Genomic DNA, 15,930 nt, shown 5'->3' with positions numbered 1-15,930 from the left:
GGGGCGGGTACGGGGCACCGAGCTAGGTTTGTCAAATATAGTTGAAGTATTTCACCTCCACAATGGCGCTGGCTGCCTGAACGCGGCGACGGGGTCAGCCACTACTGGCAATTTGGGAGCGTTTCATCAACTTATTTTCACTCATGGCACAACAAACTGGAATTCTGGGATTGCAGGGCACAGTGGGCGGGCTGGTATTCCGCAAGGACGGCTCGGTGGCCCAAAAGCCGGCCAGCAACAAAGCCGCGTTTGCCTCGGCTCCGAGCCGGGCCCGGACGCGAGAAAACGCGGCCGAGTTTGGCCTGGCCGCCAGCTACGGCAAGCTGCTGCGCGACTCGCTACGAGTGGCCATTGCGGCCGCCAGCGACAGCCGGGTAGCGGCCCGCCTCACCAAAGTGATGCGCGAGGTTATCGGCCTTGACGACACGAGCGAGCGGGGACAGCGGGTGTTCGACACGGGCAATTCGGCCCCGTTGCTGGGCTTCAACTTCAACGCCGGCGCGGGCATTGCCCAAACCATGTACTTCCCCTTCGAAGTAACGGGCAATGGGGCGGACGTGACGATGCGCATTGCCAGCCTGAACCCGGCCGCCGAAATTGCCGCTCCGCAAGGCGCGACGCACTTCGAAGTCGTCTTCGCGGCGGCGGCGCTGGATATGGAAATGCTGACCTTCAAGGGGGCCACAGTATCAGCTCCGCTGGGCGTGCTGCCGCTCAATGCAACGCCGCTGGCCGAGCAGAATCTGGTAGCCACGTTTGCCACGGCCCCGACTTCGGCCGAGTTGGTAGTGGGCGTAGTGGGCATCAATTTCTACCAGCAGGTGAACGGCAAAAACTACCCGCTCAACAACAACAGCACCAACCCACTGGCCATCGAGTACGTGGCGTAATTGGAAGAAGCGAGCGGTGAGCAGCGAGAAGTGCGTGTCGTGCTACGATACTCGCCCGCTGCTCACCGCTTTCGCTTTGCACCTCCCCTCCTATCTCATTTCTTACACCTCTTTTCTATCTACCCATGGCACTCTCGGCTTATCAACTGCAATTCAAGCGCCGCATGAAGCGCGCCATCCGTCAGCGGGCCCGGTCGGACCAGAAGTCCCGGCGCTACACTCAGCTGCTGGCCGACGCGCTTCGGCTCAGCCAGGACGCGGCCGCCCAGCTGAACACGCTCAACCAACTCTACAATGTGGACGTGAGCACCCAGACGCTGCTCGTGCACGATTTGCTCGACGTGCTGCAACCTGAGCAGCTCGCGGGCGTGCTGGGCCAGAGTACGCCTGGCGAGGAAGTGCAGCTGTTCAACCTGATACCGGACGGCAACGGTGGGCAGGAGTTGCCAGCCAATCCTTTATTCGGGGAAGAGGTGATGGGGCCGCCCATTATTCCCCCGGTGCAGACTGCAAAGGAATTGGCTCTGAAAGAGTCCACTGTACTGAATGACCTACTAGCTGCCGAAACAGATATGGTTGGACCTATCGAACCAACTGCATCTAACAGACTGAGCACTTAGCAGTTGAATCAAGCAGAAAAGTCCGCTAGCAAATTGCTGGCGGACTTTTTTATTTCTTCTCCAGTTCTCCCTCATACTACCTATCTGCTTTTGCCCTACTTTGCTTGGACATTTGTCTCATGTATGGAAATTCAAGTTGTTAGGAAATTATTGAACCAAGTCACGGCTATAAACCGAACACAAGAAAAGTTAAATCTTCTGGGCGGAGCTGAATTCAACGTATTTAAAATACTGGGCTTACAAACGAATGAAGTTCGTACCCATTCAGCTTTTATTGGGGAGCTACTCAATCCCCGTGGTTGCCATGGTCTTAAAAGTCGTTTCCTAGAGCTATTCCTTGAAACACTAAGAATAGAGAATTTCCATGCGGAGCTTGCATCTGTCCAAGTTGAGAAGTATGCTGGACCAATCGATGATAACTACTTAGAGGGCGGACGGATTGACATTCATCTAAAAGGCCAACACGGCCAGTTCATCTTCATTGAAAACAAAATCTATGCTGGCGACCAACGAAATCAGCTGGCTCGCTATTATAATTACGAGCCGCGGGCTCATCTCATTTATCTCACACTAGATGGAAACTTGCCAAGCGACTGGAGTTTAGGTCAACTTGCGCCCGAGCAGTACAATGTCTGCTCGTACCGGGTTGAGATAAGTCAGTGGCTAGAGAAGTGTTATAAAGAAGCTGCCGCTTATCCAACAGTACGCGAAACGATTGGCCAATATTTGAATCTAATTTCCAGCTTAGTTGGAAACGTGCCCGACAACTTTATGAAAGAGGAAGTAAAGCGCTTGTTATTACATGACCGAGCAAACATCGAGAGTGCCGCCTATTTAGCGGAGATGCTGCAAGAGGTTAAAGCAGAAACCGTTGCATTACTGAACAGCGAACTATATGAAAAATGGGATAGGGCCTTCAGGGGCGACTTGTGTCCGCTTGAGAAATACACTATTACTTTTTCAAAGCAAGACAACTACTTCGGCTTTACTGCCAGCAAAGGTGAAATGAGAGAAATTTGCCGAGATAAAGCATTGGCACCCTTTGTTGCACTTGTAAAAGAAGTACACCCAAAATTCAAGAATAACGGTTGGTGGCTGGGCTGGAAGAATTTCATCAAAGCAACTGCCTTTGAATCCTTGCCGCTTGAAACGCTGTTTATTATGGCGAATAGTGAGGAGGAGCGAGCAAGGCTAATAGAGGAAATTATTAGCGAAGCAAAGCCTCATTACACCGCTTTCAAAAAACTTGTCTCAGCTTATAAGCGAAGAGAAAAAAGCTAAGCATACACTCCGGCTCCTTCGGTAACAATAAAAATTTTCATTAGCTCACCACATTTTTTAGTCTAAAAAGCCCGCTGGCAGCTCACCAACGGGCCGTTTTGCGCTCGACATCATTATTAACTTAGGTCCTGAACTGGGGCCTCGGGGGCCTCGCGCAGCACTACTTGGATGCCGTGGTCGCGGGACTGGGCGGTGGTGTACTTCTCGCTGCGGCCGATGATTTCGCCGTTGGCGGCGACGTGGTTGAAGCCGTACTGGCTGCTGGCGAAATAGGATTCGAAGCGGTGGGGCTGGCAATTCGCCTGCACCGAGCGGATACCGTTCTGGCAACTGGCCTTGGTGGTGTAGCCCTCGCCCGACTGGACGATTTCGCCGTTGCCGGCGCGCAGGTGGTACCAGTACTGATTGCTGCTGTGGAAAATCTGGAAGGCAGCCATAAGATGAGGGTTAAGCGGTGAAAGCGTGGAGGGAAGTTAAGCAGCCAGCGGCAAAGCAGCTGGCTGATGGGCAGGTAATTGCGCCGCGTGGGCCCGTAATAGGCGGCGGTACTTCTTGCGGCCTTGTTCGAGCAGCAGCGGGGCAGTGGTTAGTTCGAATACCCAGATGGCGTGGGGCGCTTTCTTCTGGACGCCAACAATGAGGAAGCGGTCGGCCTGGAGCACGTCGAGGTAGAAGGCAGCCTGGCGGTCGTAGTCGTACTGCTCGATGGCGGCCAGGAACTGGGTTTGGTCGCGGCAGCTGGTGGTTTTGAAGTCGAGCAAAGTGAGGCGGCGGCCGGCGGGGCTGCGCACGAGCAGGTCGGGGCGCACCTTGACCAGCAAGCCCGTTTCGAGGTACAAGGCGGTGTGGGTGAGCTCGGGGGTGCCACGGTAGAGCAGGTCGCGGCAGAAGCGCTGGCGGCGCACCTGACGGGCCAGCTGCTCCAACTCGGCCCAGCGAATGCCTCGCTCGTCGGTGCGCTGGTAAGTGGCCGGCTCCAGCGTGGCGGCGTGGAAGGCGGTGCCGTAGGCCAGGGCGGCGGGATTCAGGTTGCGAAGCTGGCCCAGTACCTGGGCCTTGAGCTGGGATAGGTCGGTGTTGCTGAGGCCGGGCAAGTCGCGGTGCTGCTGCTGGGTGAGGCCGGGGTGAGTCGTGAGGCGGTGGAACATAGTGGTGGAGTTGCGGAAGTGGATGGTCGTTAGCTTGCCGGCTGGCAGATGAACTATCATCTGACAAGAGCCAGGCGTTGGGATTCGCCGGTACGGTGGAGCCAGATGTGGGCCCCGCCGCAACCAACCAGGTAGGCCGGCGGCGGAAACAGACCACGGATGGCCGGGGCCAGGTCGCGCAAGTCGGACAGCGGCAAGCTGGCGGTTACCAGTTGGGCGAGCTGGTTAAGGCGGGCGGCTTCGGCCGCGTCGGTGGGCAGCTGGTGTACTACCAGTTCGGGCAGCTGGGGCGGGTACAGGTCTGGCGCGGGCGGGCGGGAGACGAAGGAAATTACCATAAGGACTGCATCTAAGAGGTAGCGCTACGGGGCCTTAGCAGCCCCCTTCCTGGTGAGGTCGGGGGCCGGTGGGCATCAGGCGGCCAGCGGGACGGGGGCGGCATCTCCCGGGGCGGGCTCCAACTGCGCGGGAGCCGATGGGGGGCTGTAGCCGTGGTGGGTGCGCACTTCGGCTGCGCCGGTGTGGGTTTCCTCGCGCCAGATGGGGAAGTCCTGGGCAAAGTCGCGGCGGGCTAGAATCTCGGATAGCTCGGCGGGCTCGTAGCTGAACTCGGCCAGGTAGTAAGTGGCCTTCTTGCCTTCCTTGGTCGTTTCCTTCTTCATGGCCCGCACGTGCACGACTACGTCGGCCAGCGTGAGCTCGTCGTAGAACAGCGGCTCAATAAGGCGGTAGAGGTTCTCGACCGAGTAGCCGTGGAAGAGCACGGCGCACACGGCGCCTTTATCGTCGGCGTAGAATAGCTCGGCCCAGAGCTTGCGGCCCATGTTGAGAATATCATCGGAGAAGATGCGCCAAGCCAGCGGAATGAAGCTCAGCGCGGGGCCCAGCTGGGTGATGCCATTGATATTGAACTGGCCGGCTTTGGCATCGAAACGAATCTGGCGGGGGTGGCCGGGCAGGTAGCGGAAGCGGCTGGCTTCAGTTACTTCGCCGGTGTTCTCGTCCAACATGGCCGTCAAGTAGGCACGGCTGGGGGTGGTGGTGGCGGCAGTGAGTTCGGCCGGCGTGGCAGGGGCTTTGGTGGCAGTAGCCATAACGAAAAGGGGTAAGAGGGTGAAAAAAGTGGGGCCCGTGAGCGGCCGGCCCCGTCGCCGTTTGGGGGTTAGCGGAACTGCTTGTCATGGCAGAGTAGGGCGCGGCCAACGATAGAATCCTGGCCGCGGGCCTGGGGCTGGTGGTGATACCAGATGTAGGTGGCCAGCAGGTTGAGGTAGGCGGGGTTGCGGAACTTGCCCTCTTCGTCGATAATGAGGATGAGCTCGTCGGAGAGGCGCACGACTTCGACGGTCTGGCAGTCGAGTAGCTGGTAGAGTTCAGCCAGGCGGAAGCTACGGCCGTTGGCGGGGCTGACAGTCTGGGGCTCGGCGCTGTGCGGGTCGAGCAGTTGGGGCTGGTACGTGGTAGCGGTGGCGGGCATGAGTTGGGGGAGCTAGGGGCCCGCGCCGTCGGAGGTAGGGCGCGGGCCGGTGATTACTGGACTGGGAGGGCGGGCGTGATGATGAGGCGGCCGGCCTGCACCTCGACCTGGGCTACTGCGCCGGGGGCGAAGCCGGCGGCCTCCAGCCAGCGGCCGGAAAGCAGCAGTTTGGCTGTGGCGGCGTAGCCATACACGCGGCGGCGGTGGCGGTGCTCTATTTTGATGTGGCGTTGCATGGCGGGCCGTTATAAGGGTTTGGCGGGGGTTGCCAAGGCGGCGCACACGGCAGCAAACGGCTTCATGTATGGCTCATCGAGTAATGGCCGGGCGCACAGCGCCTCCAGACGGGCCTGCAATTCTGCCATGCGGGCCGTAAAAGGAGCCGGGTTGTAGCTGCCGGCCCCCGCTGGGGCCGGCGCTATGGTGGTAGCCGGGCTATGCACGGCGCAAAGGCGTGAAATGAGGGAAGCAGCGCCGGGCGCGGGCCCGGCCGGCAAAGCCGGGCCGGGCGGCGCGGGCGGGCGACAGTGGATGACCGGCCAGCGCGGCGGCAGCCTCGCGCAACACCTGGGCGGCGTGGGCCACGGCCAGCACCGCCGGCAGGCTGGGCTGGGGCTGGACAGCGGCGAAGGCCCGCACGGCGGCGGCTATGGCCTCAAAGGGACAAGCAGCCTGGGCATAGTAGCAGGCTTGGCCCACGTGGTAGGAGGTGCTATACTGGGTTTGAGTGTAGCCGCCGGGGGCCTGGTAGTAGCTGGCGGTGGCCCAGATGCAGGCGGCGGGGCCAGACCAGGCAGCAGCGGCTAGATGCGAGAATTGTAAGGCAGTGAACATGGCTGTAGACGTTAGCCGTGGGGTGCGCGGCCGGGGGCCCGCCGGGGTGCGCGTGGCGTCCGGGCCTTTCCCGAACTACTACCTAAATATACAAACTAATTTTCATTATAGAAACATGTTTGATAAATAAATTTACTTGTATATCAACTATATTTTACGTATATTTAACAATGGATAAGTACAAAAATTATGTAGTAGCCGTAGTGGGTAGCCGGACAGTAACAGCCTGCTCAGCCCTGGCCCGACGGCTGGCCGAATTGCATCCGGCCCAGGTGGTAAGCGGGGGTGCGGCGGGCGTGGATGCGCTGGCGGCGGCTTGGGCCCGCGCGCATGGAGTACCGCTGCTGGAACTACGCCCCGACTATGCGGCCCACGGCCCCACAGCCGCGCCCCACGTGCGCAATGCCGAAATAGTGCGCCGGGCCACCCTGGTACTGGTAGTATGGGACGGGCGTAGCAAGGGCACGCTGAGCGCCCTGCGGGCCGCGCGACGATTGGGCCGCCCCTGCGAGCTGCTACCACTGGACGGAGCCGGCTAGTTGCCGGCTACTCGTTGCTACCTGGGCCAACCGCTAACCGGGCAGCAAGACTTAGCCAAACCACTTGAATGCTCTTGGCCAGGGGTTTGGGGGCTGGCCTTGAGGCCCCCAATAAACCGGCCCGAAGGGCACCTCGTGAGGGAGTAGCGGCCGACCAGCGGGAGGCCGCGGAGCCCGAGGCTGATGACCGGGCGTCAGCCAGGGCATGATGGCGGGGGTTTGGGGCACTCCCCAATGACACTATCCGCGAAGCGGGCCTTATCGGTGCGGGGGCAGAGGTGCGGGCGGCGGCGCGGCGCAGAGTTTGTGCGGGAGATGGGCCGCCGTTGGCACCGGGGCGGCGGGCAGGGGTGGCGCGGACGGGCGGCAAAGGACCTTTTTCAGGCCTTTGCGGGCCGGGAGCCGAGCGCGAGCTGGATGTCGGGGTTCTCCTTTTGTTTTCTGTGGCCATGCGGCTGGCCATTGACTGGAATTGATGAACCAGCTACAGTCAGGAATAGGTATCATCCCTGCCTTCTTTAGCTGGCCAGTTTGTCGCCTTGGCAGTAAGCTGTTTATACATCTAAGGCTCTACCATAGCGGTCAGTTCTCCTGCAACTTCTTGCTCGCTGGAGAATGATTCCAAAAGTCCATCTTCTTATATAACAATTTTTTATCCTCACATATTGAACAACAAATAGTCAATTTTATTTTAATAACGTATATTTATCAAACTTATTAACTAAAAACTATTGTCATGTTCAGCAGTACGAAAACAGGGCATTTCACCCACATCATTGCCACGGCGCTGTTGGGGCAGGCAGTTGGCAACGGGCTCACGCCGCCGGACCCAACTACCATTGAGAACTACGGGCATCTGATTATCCAGACCCTGGTGGCAGTGGTAACTATCTGGGCCACTATCCGCAAGGCTTTGCAACGGCCGGAGACGGTGGTAAGGGTACCGGCCGAGGTACTGCCGCTGATGCAGGTGGAAGCACCCAAGCCCGAGCCGGATGATTCGGCTCAGTAGCGCCCAGGCTGGTCGGCAAGCTACCCGGCTGGCGGGGGTACGGCCGGCATTGCGGGTGGCCTTTGCCCGGGCGCTGCTGGCGTGGGTCAATACGCCGGAGCTAGCCCGACTGGGTCGGCCCATCGTGACACAGGGCTACCGGAGCGCCGCCGAGCAGGATGCACTGTATGCCCAGGGCCGCACCCGGCCGGGGCTGATTGTAACCTATAAGCGGGGTGGGGAGTCGAAGCACAATACCCAGCCGGCGCGGGCGCTGGACGTAGCCTTGCTGCTGGCTAACGGGCAGGTAAGCTGGTCGGCGGAGTTGCTGGGGCGCTTCGCGCGGCTGATGCTACTGGCCGACCCCGCAATCCGCTGGGGCGGCTACTGGCCCAAGTTTAAGGACCGGCCACACTTCGAGGTGTGAGCCGGTCTTTTTTTGGTAAGTACCGGTAGCATCAAGTACGGGTAGTGAGTTGGCGTGTGCTAGGGTGCTAGAGAGGCAAGCCATTTGGAGACAACCGGGGCCTGTTTACTAATAATTTTAACCAAATAGTAACTAACTTGATTAGCAAGTTCGTATAATTGCCAACTCCTTTTCATTTTATTGCCTGCGGCTTCAGCTGCTCTTATCCTCCTATAAGACAACAACTCATCATGAGCTAGCCTTCTCCAGGGGAACATAATTCCCGTGGAAGCAGCATAGGCTCGGGGGCGGGTGGCGGGTGCGGCAAGCATTACCCTATCTGGCGGCCCGCGGGTGCTGGGCGGGGGCTTGCTTCAACCTATGCATTCAGTTATGGCTACTGCGCGTTTTTTGATGGAGGTTCGGATTCGGGGCCGGTCGGGTACCGGCCGCCTGATTGAGCTGCTGCGCCCCGGCAAAGAGCGGTGGGAACTGCCACTACCGGCGGAGATGGACCAGGGCATGGTAACGCCGGCGCTGGCAGACTACGTCACGGCTCAGTACCTGACCCAGATGCCGCAGGAAGGAATTCGGCTGGGATGGGAAACGATTTACGCACTGATTCTGACGGCTCTTAGTGAGGCGCTTGACCAGGAGGAGTGAGATGATTAGCCTATCTCCCCCACCGCAGCTTGATTGGGTAAGAGCCGCTGGTAGTTACTCTTTCTGCCTGTTAGCTACCATCCGGTAACTACGACTTACATCCTTTTACTTGATACACATAGCGCGCCTCCTGCCGCTTCTTCCATCCTCTCATCTACCAGGCAGCCCGGAGCAGTAGGAAACCCGGTGGGGCGTGGTGGGCGCTGGCACCGGGCGAGGCAACAAAGCTACGCCGGCTTGGTTACCAGAATGTTGTGGACGACTTCATTTTGCGGGACAGGGCTCGTTATTCCGTGGTGCAGCTTACGGCTAAGGCCTTTGAGCCGACAGTGTCGTGCTGAGAGCAACTTGAGAGTCGCCGGCGGCGGAAGCGGTGAACAGACAACCAGTCAGCAATCTTTCTTTACTGACAAAAATATTTTTTACTCATCATTTACATTGTTGAACACAAACCAATTTACTATGTATCCTGAAGCAGGCTGGCAGTTCGAAAAAATAAAGCGTGAAGATGAAGTAATAAACTATCACTTGTATCACCAGTCACCTTTACCCATGTTTATAGCCGAAGTGGACTTGGGCAAAATTGTAGGTACAGACCACAGCACCTTCAATACCGACAACTGGATAAAGATGCGAGACACCTTATTTAAAAAAAGCACGAACGAGAAGTATGTGGCTATGGTGCGTGACAACCCTGACCACTCGGAGGGTTTAGACCCCATTACTGTTAAACAATACGGAGAGGAATATATTCTATGTCAGAGCGGCAATCACCGGGTCTGCCACGCAAAATTTACGGGCTTTCTCACTATCCGGGTGCGGGTGCGACAGCACCTAATTGATCCAAGCCTAGTGGGAAAACCAATTAAACAGCAGATGGAAGCAATTCCTATTCGGCTTATTAACTACTAATCATTCCTTAAGATTGAGGTTGTAAATAATTTGAGAAATCTACCGTGCTGAGCTTGTGAAGGGCCCATTTTTAGTGTGTGTTTTACCTTAATTCTAATATGCTCTGCGCTGGATGGAACGCCTGCGCGCTGAGGAACTGAGCACGTTTCGGTTTCTACTGGCACGCTAAGTTTTATCCCTCCAGATTGTCTTCAGGCCTTTTTCCTTGATTTAATCTGCTGGCTGTAACCCCTGCAGTAAGGCTTGCAGCCAGTGTAGGATTTGCGTGACGGTGGGGGCGGTACGGTCGGCGGCGCTCAGGGGCTGAGCCATGGCCAGCGCCAGGCGGCTGGCCGTATGCTGCTGCTGTTCGGTGCTAAGAATGGTTTGCAGGCGCTGGTGCAGTTCCGCCGACGAGGCTACCAGGGCGCCTAACTCCTGCCCGAGCACGCGGATGCCCACCAGGCGCATCAGGTCGGCGCCGGCAATAGCGTCCATGGATTCCAGCAAATCGTAGTGGCGGGCGAAGATGTCGTCGGTAATCAGCTCGTGGAAGTGCTGCAGAATGAGGCGCAGGTCGGTGCCATCCTTACCGCGCTGCTCGGGGCGGTCGGACCAAGCCAGCAGTTTAAGGCCCACTAGCCCAGGCAAGGTGACAGCCTGCCAGGTAATATGCTCGGTGATTTTAACCGGTTCGGCTTGAGTTAATACTTCCGCCAAGCCGATCACCGAGATGCAAGTTAAGCCTTGGCCGGCCACCTGCACGCGGTCGTCGGCATCGGCAATGCCACCGAAGGGCATTAGGTCGACTTGGACGCCGGTGGGTTCGTGAATCAGGCAGAAGGCGCTGCTGGCGGGGGCGTGGAAGTGCTCGTGCGCTACGAGCCAGGTACGGAGCTGCTGGTACTCCGCTTCGCTGGCTACCAGCACGGCCAGGTCAATATCCTGGGTGCGGCGGCGCGGTCCGGACTCCAAGGCGGCATCGAGCCACAAGTCGCGGGCAACGGCCCCAACCAGGAAGAACTCCAAGCCAGCATGCTGCATGCCCCGGGTGAGAGCAGGCAATACCTGGTCGAGACCGGTGGGGAAAAGGCGCTCAGGCGGAATGGCGGATATATCGAGCATAGAGTTGCTGGGCGACTTCGCGGTTACGGGCGTCGCCGCTCAGAAGCAGGTCGGCATACACCAGCAGCGGGGGGACGCAATTGCTGGTAGGTTGGGTGAAGTTGAGGCGGTCGTCGAAGGGTGGCAGCACCTCGATGTTGCCGGTGGGGTCGGGCACGAGCCGCAGCTGGCGCATGAGGCCGGGGCGGGTGGCAGTGCTGTAAAGGGTGAAGTATTCGGGCAGCAGGTAGCCATTGAGCAGCAGGGCCGCGGCGGGCTCCCCACCCCAATAGGTATTGGCCCCCAGGAGTAGGTTCTGCCAGCCGCCGACGGCAGTATCCGGCGCAGTCCAGCGGTAGCGCTGAGCCGGCAACCCAGGGCGGAGCGTGTCGCCGTAGCCTTCTACCCAGCGCCGAACTAAGTCATCGAAGCGCAGCAACTGTCGCGGCTCTTCGTCGAGCAAGTAGCCCTGCTGAGTAAGGTCGCGCATGATGAGGCCCACCGTCGCTACGGGCGTTGCGGTGCGCGGGGCAATGGCCCGATAGGGTTGGCGGACCAGTTCAGGCTCTGTAAGCAGGTGAAAGAGTACGCGCAGGCCGCTTTTGCGGAAGGCGCGGCCATGAGCGGGGTCGGCAGTGGGCTTATCCTTTTTGGGTTTGGGCTGCCCTTGCACCAATACAAACAGGTCGGCCGCGGGGTGGTGCAGAAAGGTGTTGCCGGCGGTATCGGCGTAGCAGAGCCCCTGCCGACGCATCTCGCGCCCGGCTTCCTCAGTTACGTAGGGCAGGAACACGATAAATGGTCGGCCGGGAGGGTGCAGCGCAAAGGCCAGCAAGGGAGTAACTTTTTTGAGGAAGACGTCTCTTATCTCGACCGTGAATACCGCTTGTTGGCCGATAGTGAGGATGTGCTGATGTGGAGTACCCTCGATTACTTGAACGGGCAGGCGTTTGCCTAACGCCCTCTTTAAAGCAGCTTTGACCTCTCTAACTACAGAAGCGTCCATCATCTTTTGTCTACTTTTATCCGCTTGTCTACTTTATGTGGACAAGATAATAAAAGTAGACACAATGAGCGCTGCACCTATTGCATTACGGTCTGCACTGCCTTTCATCAAATTATCAATTCAATTGGGTTGGGCAATAACAGTCCTTGTTGAATTTGACTGCTAGGATGGTCAGTAACTATGACTCTAGGGTCAGTATTGCCGGCGCCTAAAACTCGGTATATGGAATACTGGGCTCCCTGGTCAAACATGACTTTCCATTCGGCTTGAGAAAGGTAAATGCTATCCTTGGTGCGCGAAGGGGTTCCCTTAACTTCTAAAAAGCGTGTTTGCCCATTTTGAACTACTTGAAAATCATAGGGCAGACGGCTCTCCGCGTGTTGGTTTACCCATTGTACCTGGGTGAACTCGGTAGAGTCGGCACACAGAAGTTTGTACACTAGCTCCTCGCACCAGCGGCCAACGTCGAGTCGGGTATCAAGATTAGCTATTGTGCTATAACTGCTCGGCGGAGCAGTGGCAATTGGTATACTGGAGAGATGCCTGCTGACCGAAACAGCCGCTGGATTAATTGCATCGGCGGAAATTGTAGGTTCGAATGGAGTGTCTGCCCAATCTACTCCAGTGGAAAGTTCTTCGAACCCATTATCGTCGACACGTGAAAGAGGCTCAGCAGCGGCAGATATCAAGCTAGGCACTGCACTGCTATCTAAGATTACCTCGCTTACAGACGACCAGTTTTGGGCCGCGGCTAAATCAGCACCAGCAACTCCAATGTCCTCTAGTAGCCATTGGGCCGCCTCAGCGATGGGCAGCTCTAATAGGAGCCGCAACTCATTATCGACGTGTTTTACACCCAGCAGGCTGTCCAGCTCGCGTAGTAGCTGGTAGGCAGTACGAGGGCTACGCCAGTCGCCTTTTAGATAGAAGCTACTGTCGGCACCACGCAAGACAGGCAGGGGCTGGCCGGCAACGGTTTCGCCGCGGTAAACGAAGGACAGACATATAGCAGTAGCAGAGTAGAAAGAGGTTGCCTCTACTAGCTTACGCATACGGTTGAACTCAGCCTCGGCAGACTTGTACTGCCGTTTATGAACAACCAGCGCCAGATAAGGCAGTGTTTGCAGTAATTTATTTTTAAGCGTTGGGTTAGGCTTTTCGCCTTCAATTAAGGGGGTGAATTCCTTTATGCACTGTACTTGCAGTAGTTCCAGCAACTGCGTGAACTCAGCAGAACTGGTCTGGCAGTTTTTAGGGATATAGAGGGCCTTTATGCTGCTACCTGGCAGGGTTTGGAAACCTTCAGCCGTTATCCATTTCAATTCGGTAGCCGGTTCAAAACTGTCGTTTGCAGATAACAGGGAGTTGGCACCCGACCAAGTAAACAAGGCGGCTCTCTCAGTGGATGAAAAGTCGGGTAGCCGCTCCGCTAGCTGATTATACACTAAGCCAATACGCTTACGTTCAGCGTCACTCACTTTTCCATCTCGCTCAATAGCCGTTTTGGCAATACTAGCCAGCACTTTTAGGTAGTCGTCAACTTCTAGTTTCTGCCGAAACTTAAGCAGCGGCTTCCAGGCTTCGGGAATTGGAGCATCGTAGTCGAAAACCGGTAAGTGAGAACCAGCTAAGTCAACTATATCCTTGTGATTGGAGAAGACTTCGGCAGCCTTGCGGCAAGTTTTCTGGCTGGTTGGGAAGACGGGGCGATTATCAAGAAACCAATGAAAATAGTTGATGACAGCGTTAATGCTGCCATAGTAGCCCCAAGGCATTTTACCAAACTTATTTATCTCATCTAAATCAATATTAACAAATACTTGTTCCCAAAACAGCTTGGAAAACTGGTAATCGTTAGCAAATTGGGAGTATCTTATTTTATCAATGTGAACAAGATTCTCTGGCCCTACCAAATGGGGATAGGGGTGACCTTTTTTAACTTCTTCCCCGATGAAATCAAAATATTCCAGCTCTATTCCCTTCGTTAGCCCTCTTTTACACCCTCCATGCGCAAGGGATATATTTTCACTAACTCCTATTTTGAGAAAAAATGTTTTCCATTCGCTAACCAAATCATCAGACTCTTTATATTCAGCAACAAAATCTCCTTTCTTATTTTTCTCTTGCAACTTAAGAATAGGCTCGTAACTATCTGCTAAATAACAATCTTTAGCAGCGTGTAGAACCCCGTTTGTGCACATCAAACGTATGTCCTGCAATTTCTCAAGGTGCGTAGGGGTGATTTTCCCCTTCTTGTATTGGCTGAATAAGTAGCGAGTAACCTGTTGGTAGTTGTCGCGTGTGATACATTTTGAAATGTTACCAATAATTTCATTTTCGAGGTATGCCTCATCAGATGGCTCCTTTACCCCAAGTGATTCCAGCCAGCTTTTCAGGTCAGTATGTTGGCTGACTTTGGCATAAACATCAGGATGCAGAACGGTGACCGTCTGGCCGGCATCTGTTTTATAAGCCAAGGAAGGAAAGCAAATGGTTGCCGGCGCCTTCAGTTCCTGGTCAGCACTATAAATAAATGGAATGAGCTTGAGCTTGTGATTCCATTCGCCAGTGGTATCATACTTCGTGGCTTTGCGGAAAAAGTACTCAAGCAGCGAATAATTTTGGTTAAGCTGGTGACTGTCGGCAAACGTGTCCGACAGAAAATAGCTTTCTAGATTACTGGCTTCGAATAAAGTGGCACCGAGGGGTTGCAGTTTCCGCGCAAGCTGTAAGTCAGCATGAGCGAAAGAGGAGGAAGAAAAACTTCCGCTGGTTTTAGCATTGATAAACTTGACCAGGTTTTCCTTGGAAATAAAGGCCTGACTGGCCAAACCGGTATCGTCAATAACGACGTCCGCGACACGTGCTTCCGTCTGGCTTTGAGTGGGGATGAAAGCATAATTGGCAAGCGCCTGCTTGGCTTTCACGGCAAACGCTTTCTTCAGCTCGTTGTTGGAGCCTGGAAATAGTTTTGGCAGCAAATGCAATACTTCAAACCGGTGCTCCGACTGAGCGAGCTGTGCCAGCCAGGAAAAAAGATTATCGGCGACTAGCCCCATAAGCCACTGATTCCATACGCGGTCCTCATGGAGGGCTTCGCGGGCGGCGCTAGTCAGAAAGCTCCCATTGACTAGAAAGGGGAAACCGAAATCAGCAACTTTAGTCGGCAAATAGGTGAACAGTAAACTCTCCTCGGCACTTAGGGCCCGGATACGGCCGCTTTCAACGCGGGCTGCAAAGGCTAGCTCGGTGTGGCTGGCGTCGCGCAGCTTGGCAGGCGTCTTCTCATCAGCTTGCAGGGCCTTTTGCGTGTCGGCATCAACCATCAACTGGTCGAAGCTTTGCACAAGCCAGCTGCTAGTACTGTTGCCATCCTTCCACAACGTGGTGGGTTGATAGGCAGCAGTAGCAGGCTCAACGGTTTTAGAAATAGTGTATTGTTGCTGTCCTTGCCGGGCTACCGTAATGGCGTTAACGTGGCGCAGAAAGAGCAAAATCTGACCGTTTTGCAGCAGTTCAGTGAGTTCCTGTTCCAGGACTGAAGCGGCGACTAACTGAATGACAGTGGTGACATGGTAACCATTGCTCTCAATAAAGCTCTGGACTTCCGCTGGCAGGGTGTTGGCTTCCGTCCAGATAGGAATTACTTGCCAGGGTAAACGGGCGGTATGGTACTCTTTTTCGAATCGCAAATGATAGCCATCGGAGAAAATGCCAACCCAATCAGACTTACCAAACACCGATTTGAAGCCGATGCCTTTGTAGCCGGTTTTAGTTGGGTCGTTCTTCTTGCGGCTGAAGCCGGCGCCGGTAATTGCCTCAATGTCTTCGGGGGTGAAGGCACTGCCATTATGCGAGACGAGGAGATGGTGGTCGAAGAAGTCAAACCGGACCTCATTGCCTTCACCACGGGCGGCGTCATCGGCGTTCTGAATTAACTCGAAGACGAAGCGCTGACTTTCGGAATATATGTCACTGGACACCGTATCGAGCAAGTTGGCAGTCATTTCAGCCTGCTCGGGGTCGTTGTAAGTAGCTCTCTTTACAAATAGTTTCTCGATAAACTCCTTCTTACTCATG

At 55.9% G+C, this 15,930-nt stretch carries 18 protein-coding genes; 8 read left to right on the top strand and 10 right to left on the bottom strand.

Features of this window, described 5'->3' with window-relative positions; translation table 11 throughout:
* Positions 1-143: 143 nt before the first annotated feature.
* From BLW21_RS12060 to BLW21_RS12050, 3 genes are all read left to right on the top strand, one after another.
* On the top strand, positions 144-890 hold the full coding sequence (locus tag BLW21_RS12060) for a hypothetical protein (protein WP_139255196.1): 747 nt from the start codon (positions 144-146) through the stop codon (positions 888-890).
* Positions 891-1,015: 125 nt separating this feature from the next.
* Entirely contained in the window at positions 1,016-1,510 is a 495-nt protein-coding gene (locus BLW21_RS12055; RefSeq protein ID WP_245711882.1) for a hypothetical protein, read from the top strand.
* Positions 1,511-1,633: 123 nt separating this feature from the next.
* Entirely contained in the window at positions 1,634-2,791 is a 1,158-nt protein-coding gene (locus BLW21_RS12050; protein ID WP_092740329.1) for a PDDEXK-like family protein, read from the top strand.
* Between the two features lie 116 nt (positions 2,792-2,907).
* Here the strand turns inward: BLW21_RS12050 and BLW21_RS12045 are convergent, their stop codons facing one another.
* From BLW21_RS12045 to BLW21_RS12015, 7 genes are all read right to left on the bottom strand, one after another.
* Positions 2,908-3,228 (bottom strand): YegP family protein, encoded by a 321-nt coding sequence (locus BLW21_RS12045; RefSeq protein WP_092740327.1) that lies wholly within the window; start codon positions 3,226-3,228, stop codon positions 2,908-2,910.
* A gap of 36 nt (positions 3,229-3,264) precedes the next feature.
* Positions 3,265-3,999: a PD-(D/E)XK nuclease-like domain-containing protein gene (locus tag BLW21_RS12040; RefSeq protein ID WP_245711881.1), complete on the bottom strand. Its 735-nt coding sequence runs from the start codon at positions 3,997-3,999 to the stop codon at positions 3,265-3,267.
* Positions 3,996-4,277, bottom strand: coding sequence for a hypothetical protein (locus BLW21_RS12035; RefSeq protein ID WP_245711880.1), 282 nt, complete (start codon positions 4,275-4,277; stop codon positions 3,996-3,998). The genes BLW21_RS12040 and BLW21_RS12035 overlap by 4 nt, the downstream gene beginning before the upstream one ends.
* 75 nt (positions 4,278-4,352) lie before the next feature.
* A complete protein-coding gene (locus BLW21_RS12030; RefSeq protein ID WP_092740325.1) occupies positions 4,353-5,033 on the bottom strand; it encodes a hypothetical protein in 681 nt (226 codons plus the stop codon).
* A 68-nt stretch (positions 5,034-5,101) separates the two neighbouring features.
* The gene (locus BLW21_RS12025; protein WP_092740323.1) at positions 5,102-5,416 is read right to left on the bottom strand and encodes a DUF3846 domain-containing protein; all 315 of its coding nucleotides are present in this window, start codon (positions 5,414-5,416) and stop codon (positions 5,102-5,104) included.
* A gap of 53 nt (positions 5,417-5,469) precedes the next feature.
* Entirely contained in the window at positions 5,470-5,652 is a 183-nt protein-coding gene (locus tag BLW21_RS12020; RefSeq protein ID WP_092740321.1) for a SymE family type I addiction module toxin, read from the bottom strand.
* A 199-nt stretch (positions 5,653-5,851) separates the two neighbouring features.
* Complete coding sequence (locus tag BLW21_RS12015) at positions 5,852-6,250, bottom strand: hypothetical protein (protein WP_092740319.1); 399 nt, start codon at positions 6,248-6,250, stop codon at positions 5,852-5,854.
* Between the two features lie 170 nt (positions 6,251-6,420).
* On the opposite strand from BLW21_RS12015, the gene BLW21_RS12010 reads away from it, so the two are divergent.
* The 5 genes from BLW21_RS12010 (at position 6,421) to BLW21_RS11990 (ending at position 9,761) form a co-directional block, all read left to right on the top strand.
* Positions 6,421-6,789, top strand: coding sequence for an SLOG family protein (locus BLW21_RS12010; protein ID WP_092740317.1), 369 nt, complete (start codon positions 6,421-6,423; stop codon positions 6,787-6,789).
* Between the two features lie 736 nt (positions 6,790-7,525).
* On the top strand, positions 7,526-7,801 hold the full coding sequence (locus BLW21_RS12005) for a hypothetical protein (protein ID WP_092740315.1): 276 nt from the start codon (positions 7,526-7,528) through the stop codon (positions 7,799-7,801).
* Positions 7,785-8,207, top strand: a complete 423-nt coding sequence (locus BLW21_RS12000; RefSeq protein WP_092740313.1) for a M15 family metallopeptidase — start codon at positions 7,785-7,787, stop codon at positions 8,205-8,207. The genes BLW21_RS12005 and BLW21_RS12000 overlap by 17 nt, the downstream gene beginning before the upstream one ends.
* Positions 8,208-8,579: 372 nt before the next feature.
* Positions 8,580-8,849 carry a hypothetical protein gene (locus BLW21_RS11995; protein WP_092740311.1) on the top strand — a complete coding sequence of 90 codons (270 nt, stop codon included), beginning with the start codon at positions 8,580-8,582 and terminating at the stop codon, positions 8,847-8,849.
* A gap of 462 nt (positions 8,850-9,311) precedes the next feature.
* On the top strand, positions 9,312-9,761 hold the full coding sequence (locus BLW21_RS11990) for a hypothetical protein (RefSeq protein WP_092740309.1): 450 nt from the start codon (positions 9,312-9,314) through the stop codon (positions 9,759-9,761).
* 210 nt (positions 9,762-9,971) lie between these two features.
* Here the strand turns inward: BLW21_RS11990 and BLW21_RS11985 are convergent, their stop codons facing one another.
* The 3 genes from BLW21_RS11985 to BLW21_RS11975 all read right to left on the bottom strand — a co-directional run bounded on the left by BLW21_RS11985 (position 9,972) and on the right by BLW21_RS11975 (position 15,929).
* Entirely contained in the window at positions 9,972-10,865 is an 894-nt protein-coding gene (locus BLW21_RS11985) for a nucleotidyl transferase AbiEii/AbiGii toxin family protein (protein ID WP_092740307.1), read from the bottom strand.
* A complete protein-coding gene (locus tag BLW21_RS11980; protein ID WP_217633862.1) occupies positions 10,837-11,637 on the bottom strand; it encodes a type IV toxin-antitoxin system AbiEi family antitoxin in 801 nt (266 codons plus the stop codon). Before BLW21_RS11980 ends, BLW21_RS11985 begins: the two co-directional genes overlap by 29 nt.
* 320 nt (positions 11,638-11,957) lie before the next feature.
* On the bottom strand, positions 11,958-15,929 hold the full coding sequence (locus tag BLW21_RS11975; protein WP_092740303.1) for a sacsin N-terminal ATP-binding-like domain-containing protein: 3,972 nt from the start codon (positions 15,927-15,929) through the stop codon (positions 11,958-11,960).
* Position 15,930 lies beyond the last annotated feature (1 nt).

The organism is Hymenobacter psychrophilus (assembly GCF_900107135.1).
Lineage (GTDB): Bacteria > Bacteroidota > Bacteroidia > Cytophagales > Hymenobacteraceae > Hymenobacter > Hymenobacter psychrophilus.
Note: the sequence above shows the minus strand (reverse complement) of the source record. Positions and strands in the feature narration are given on the sequence as shown.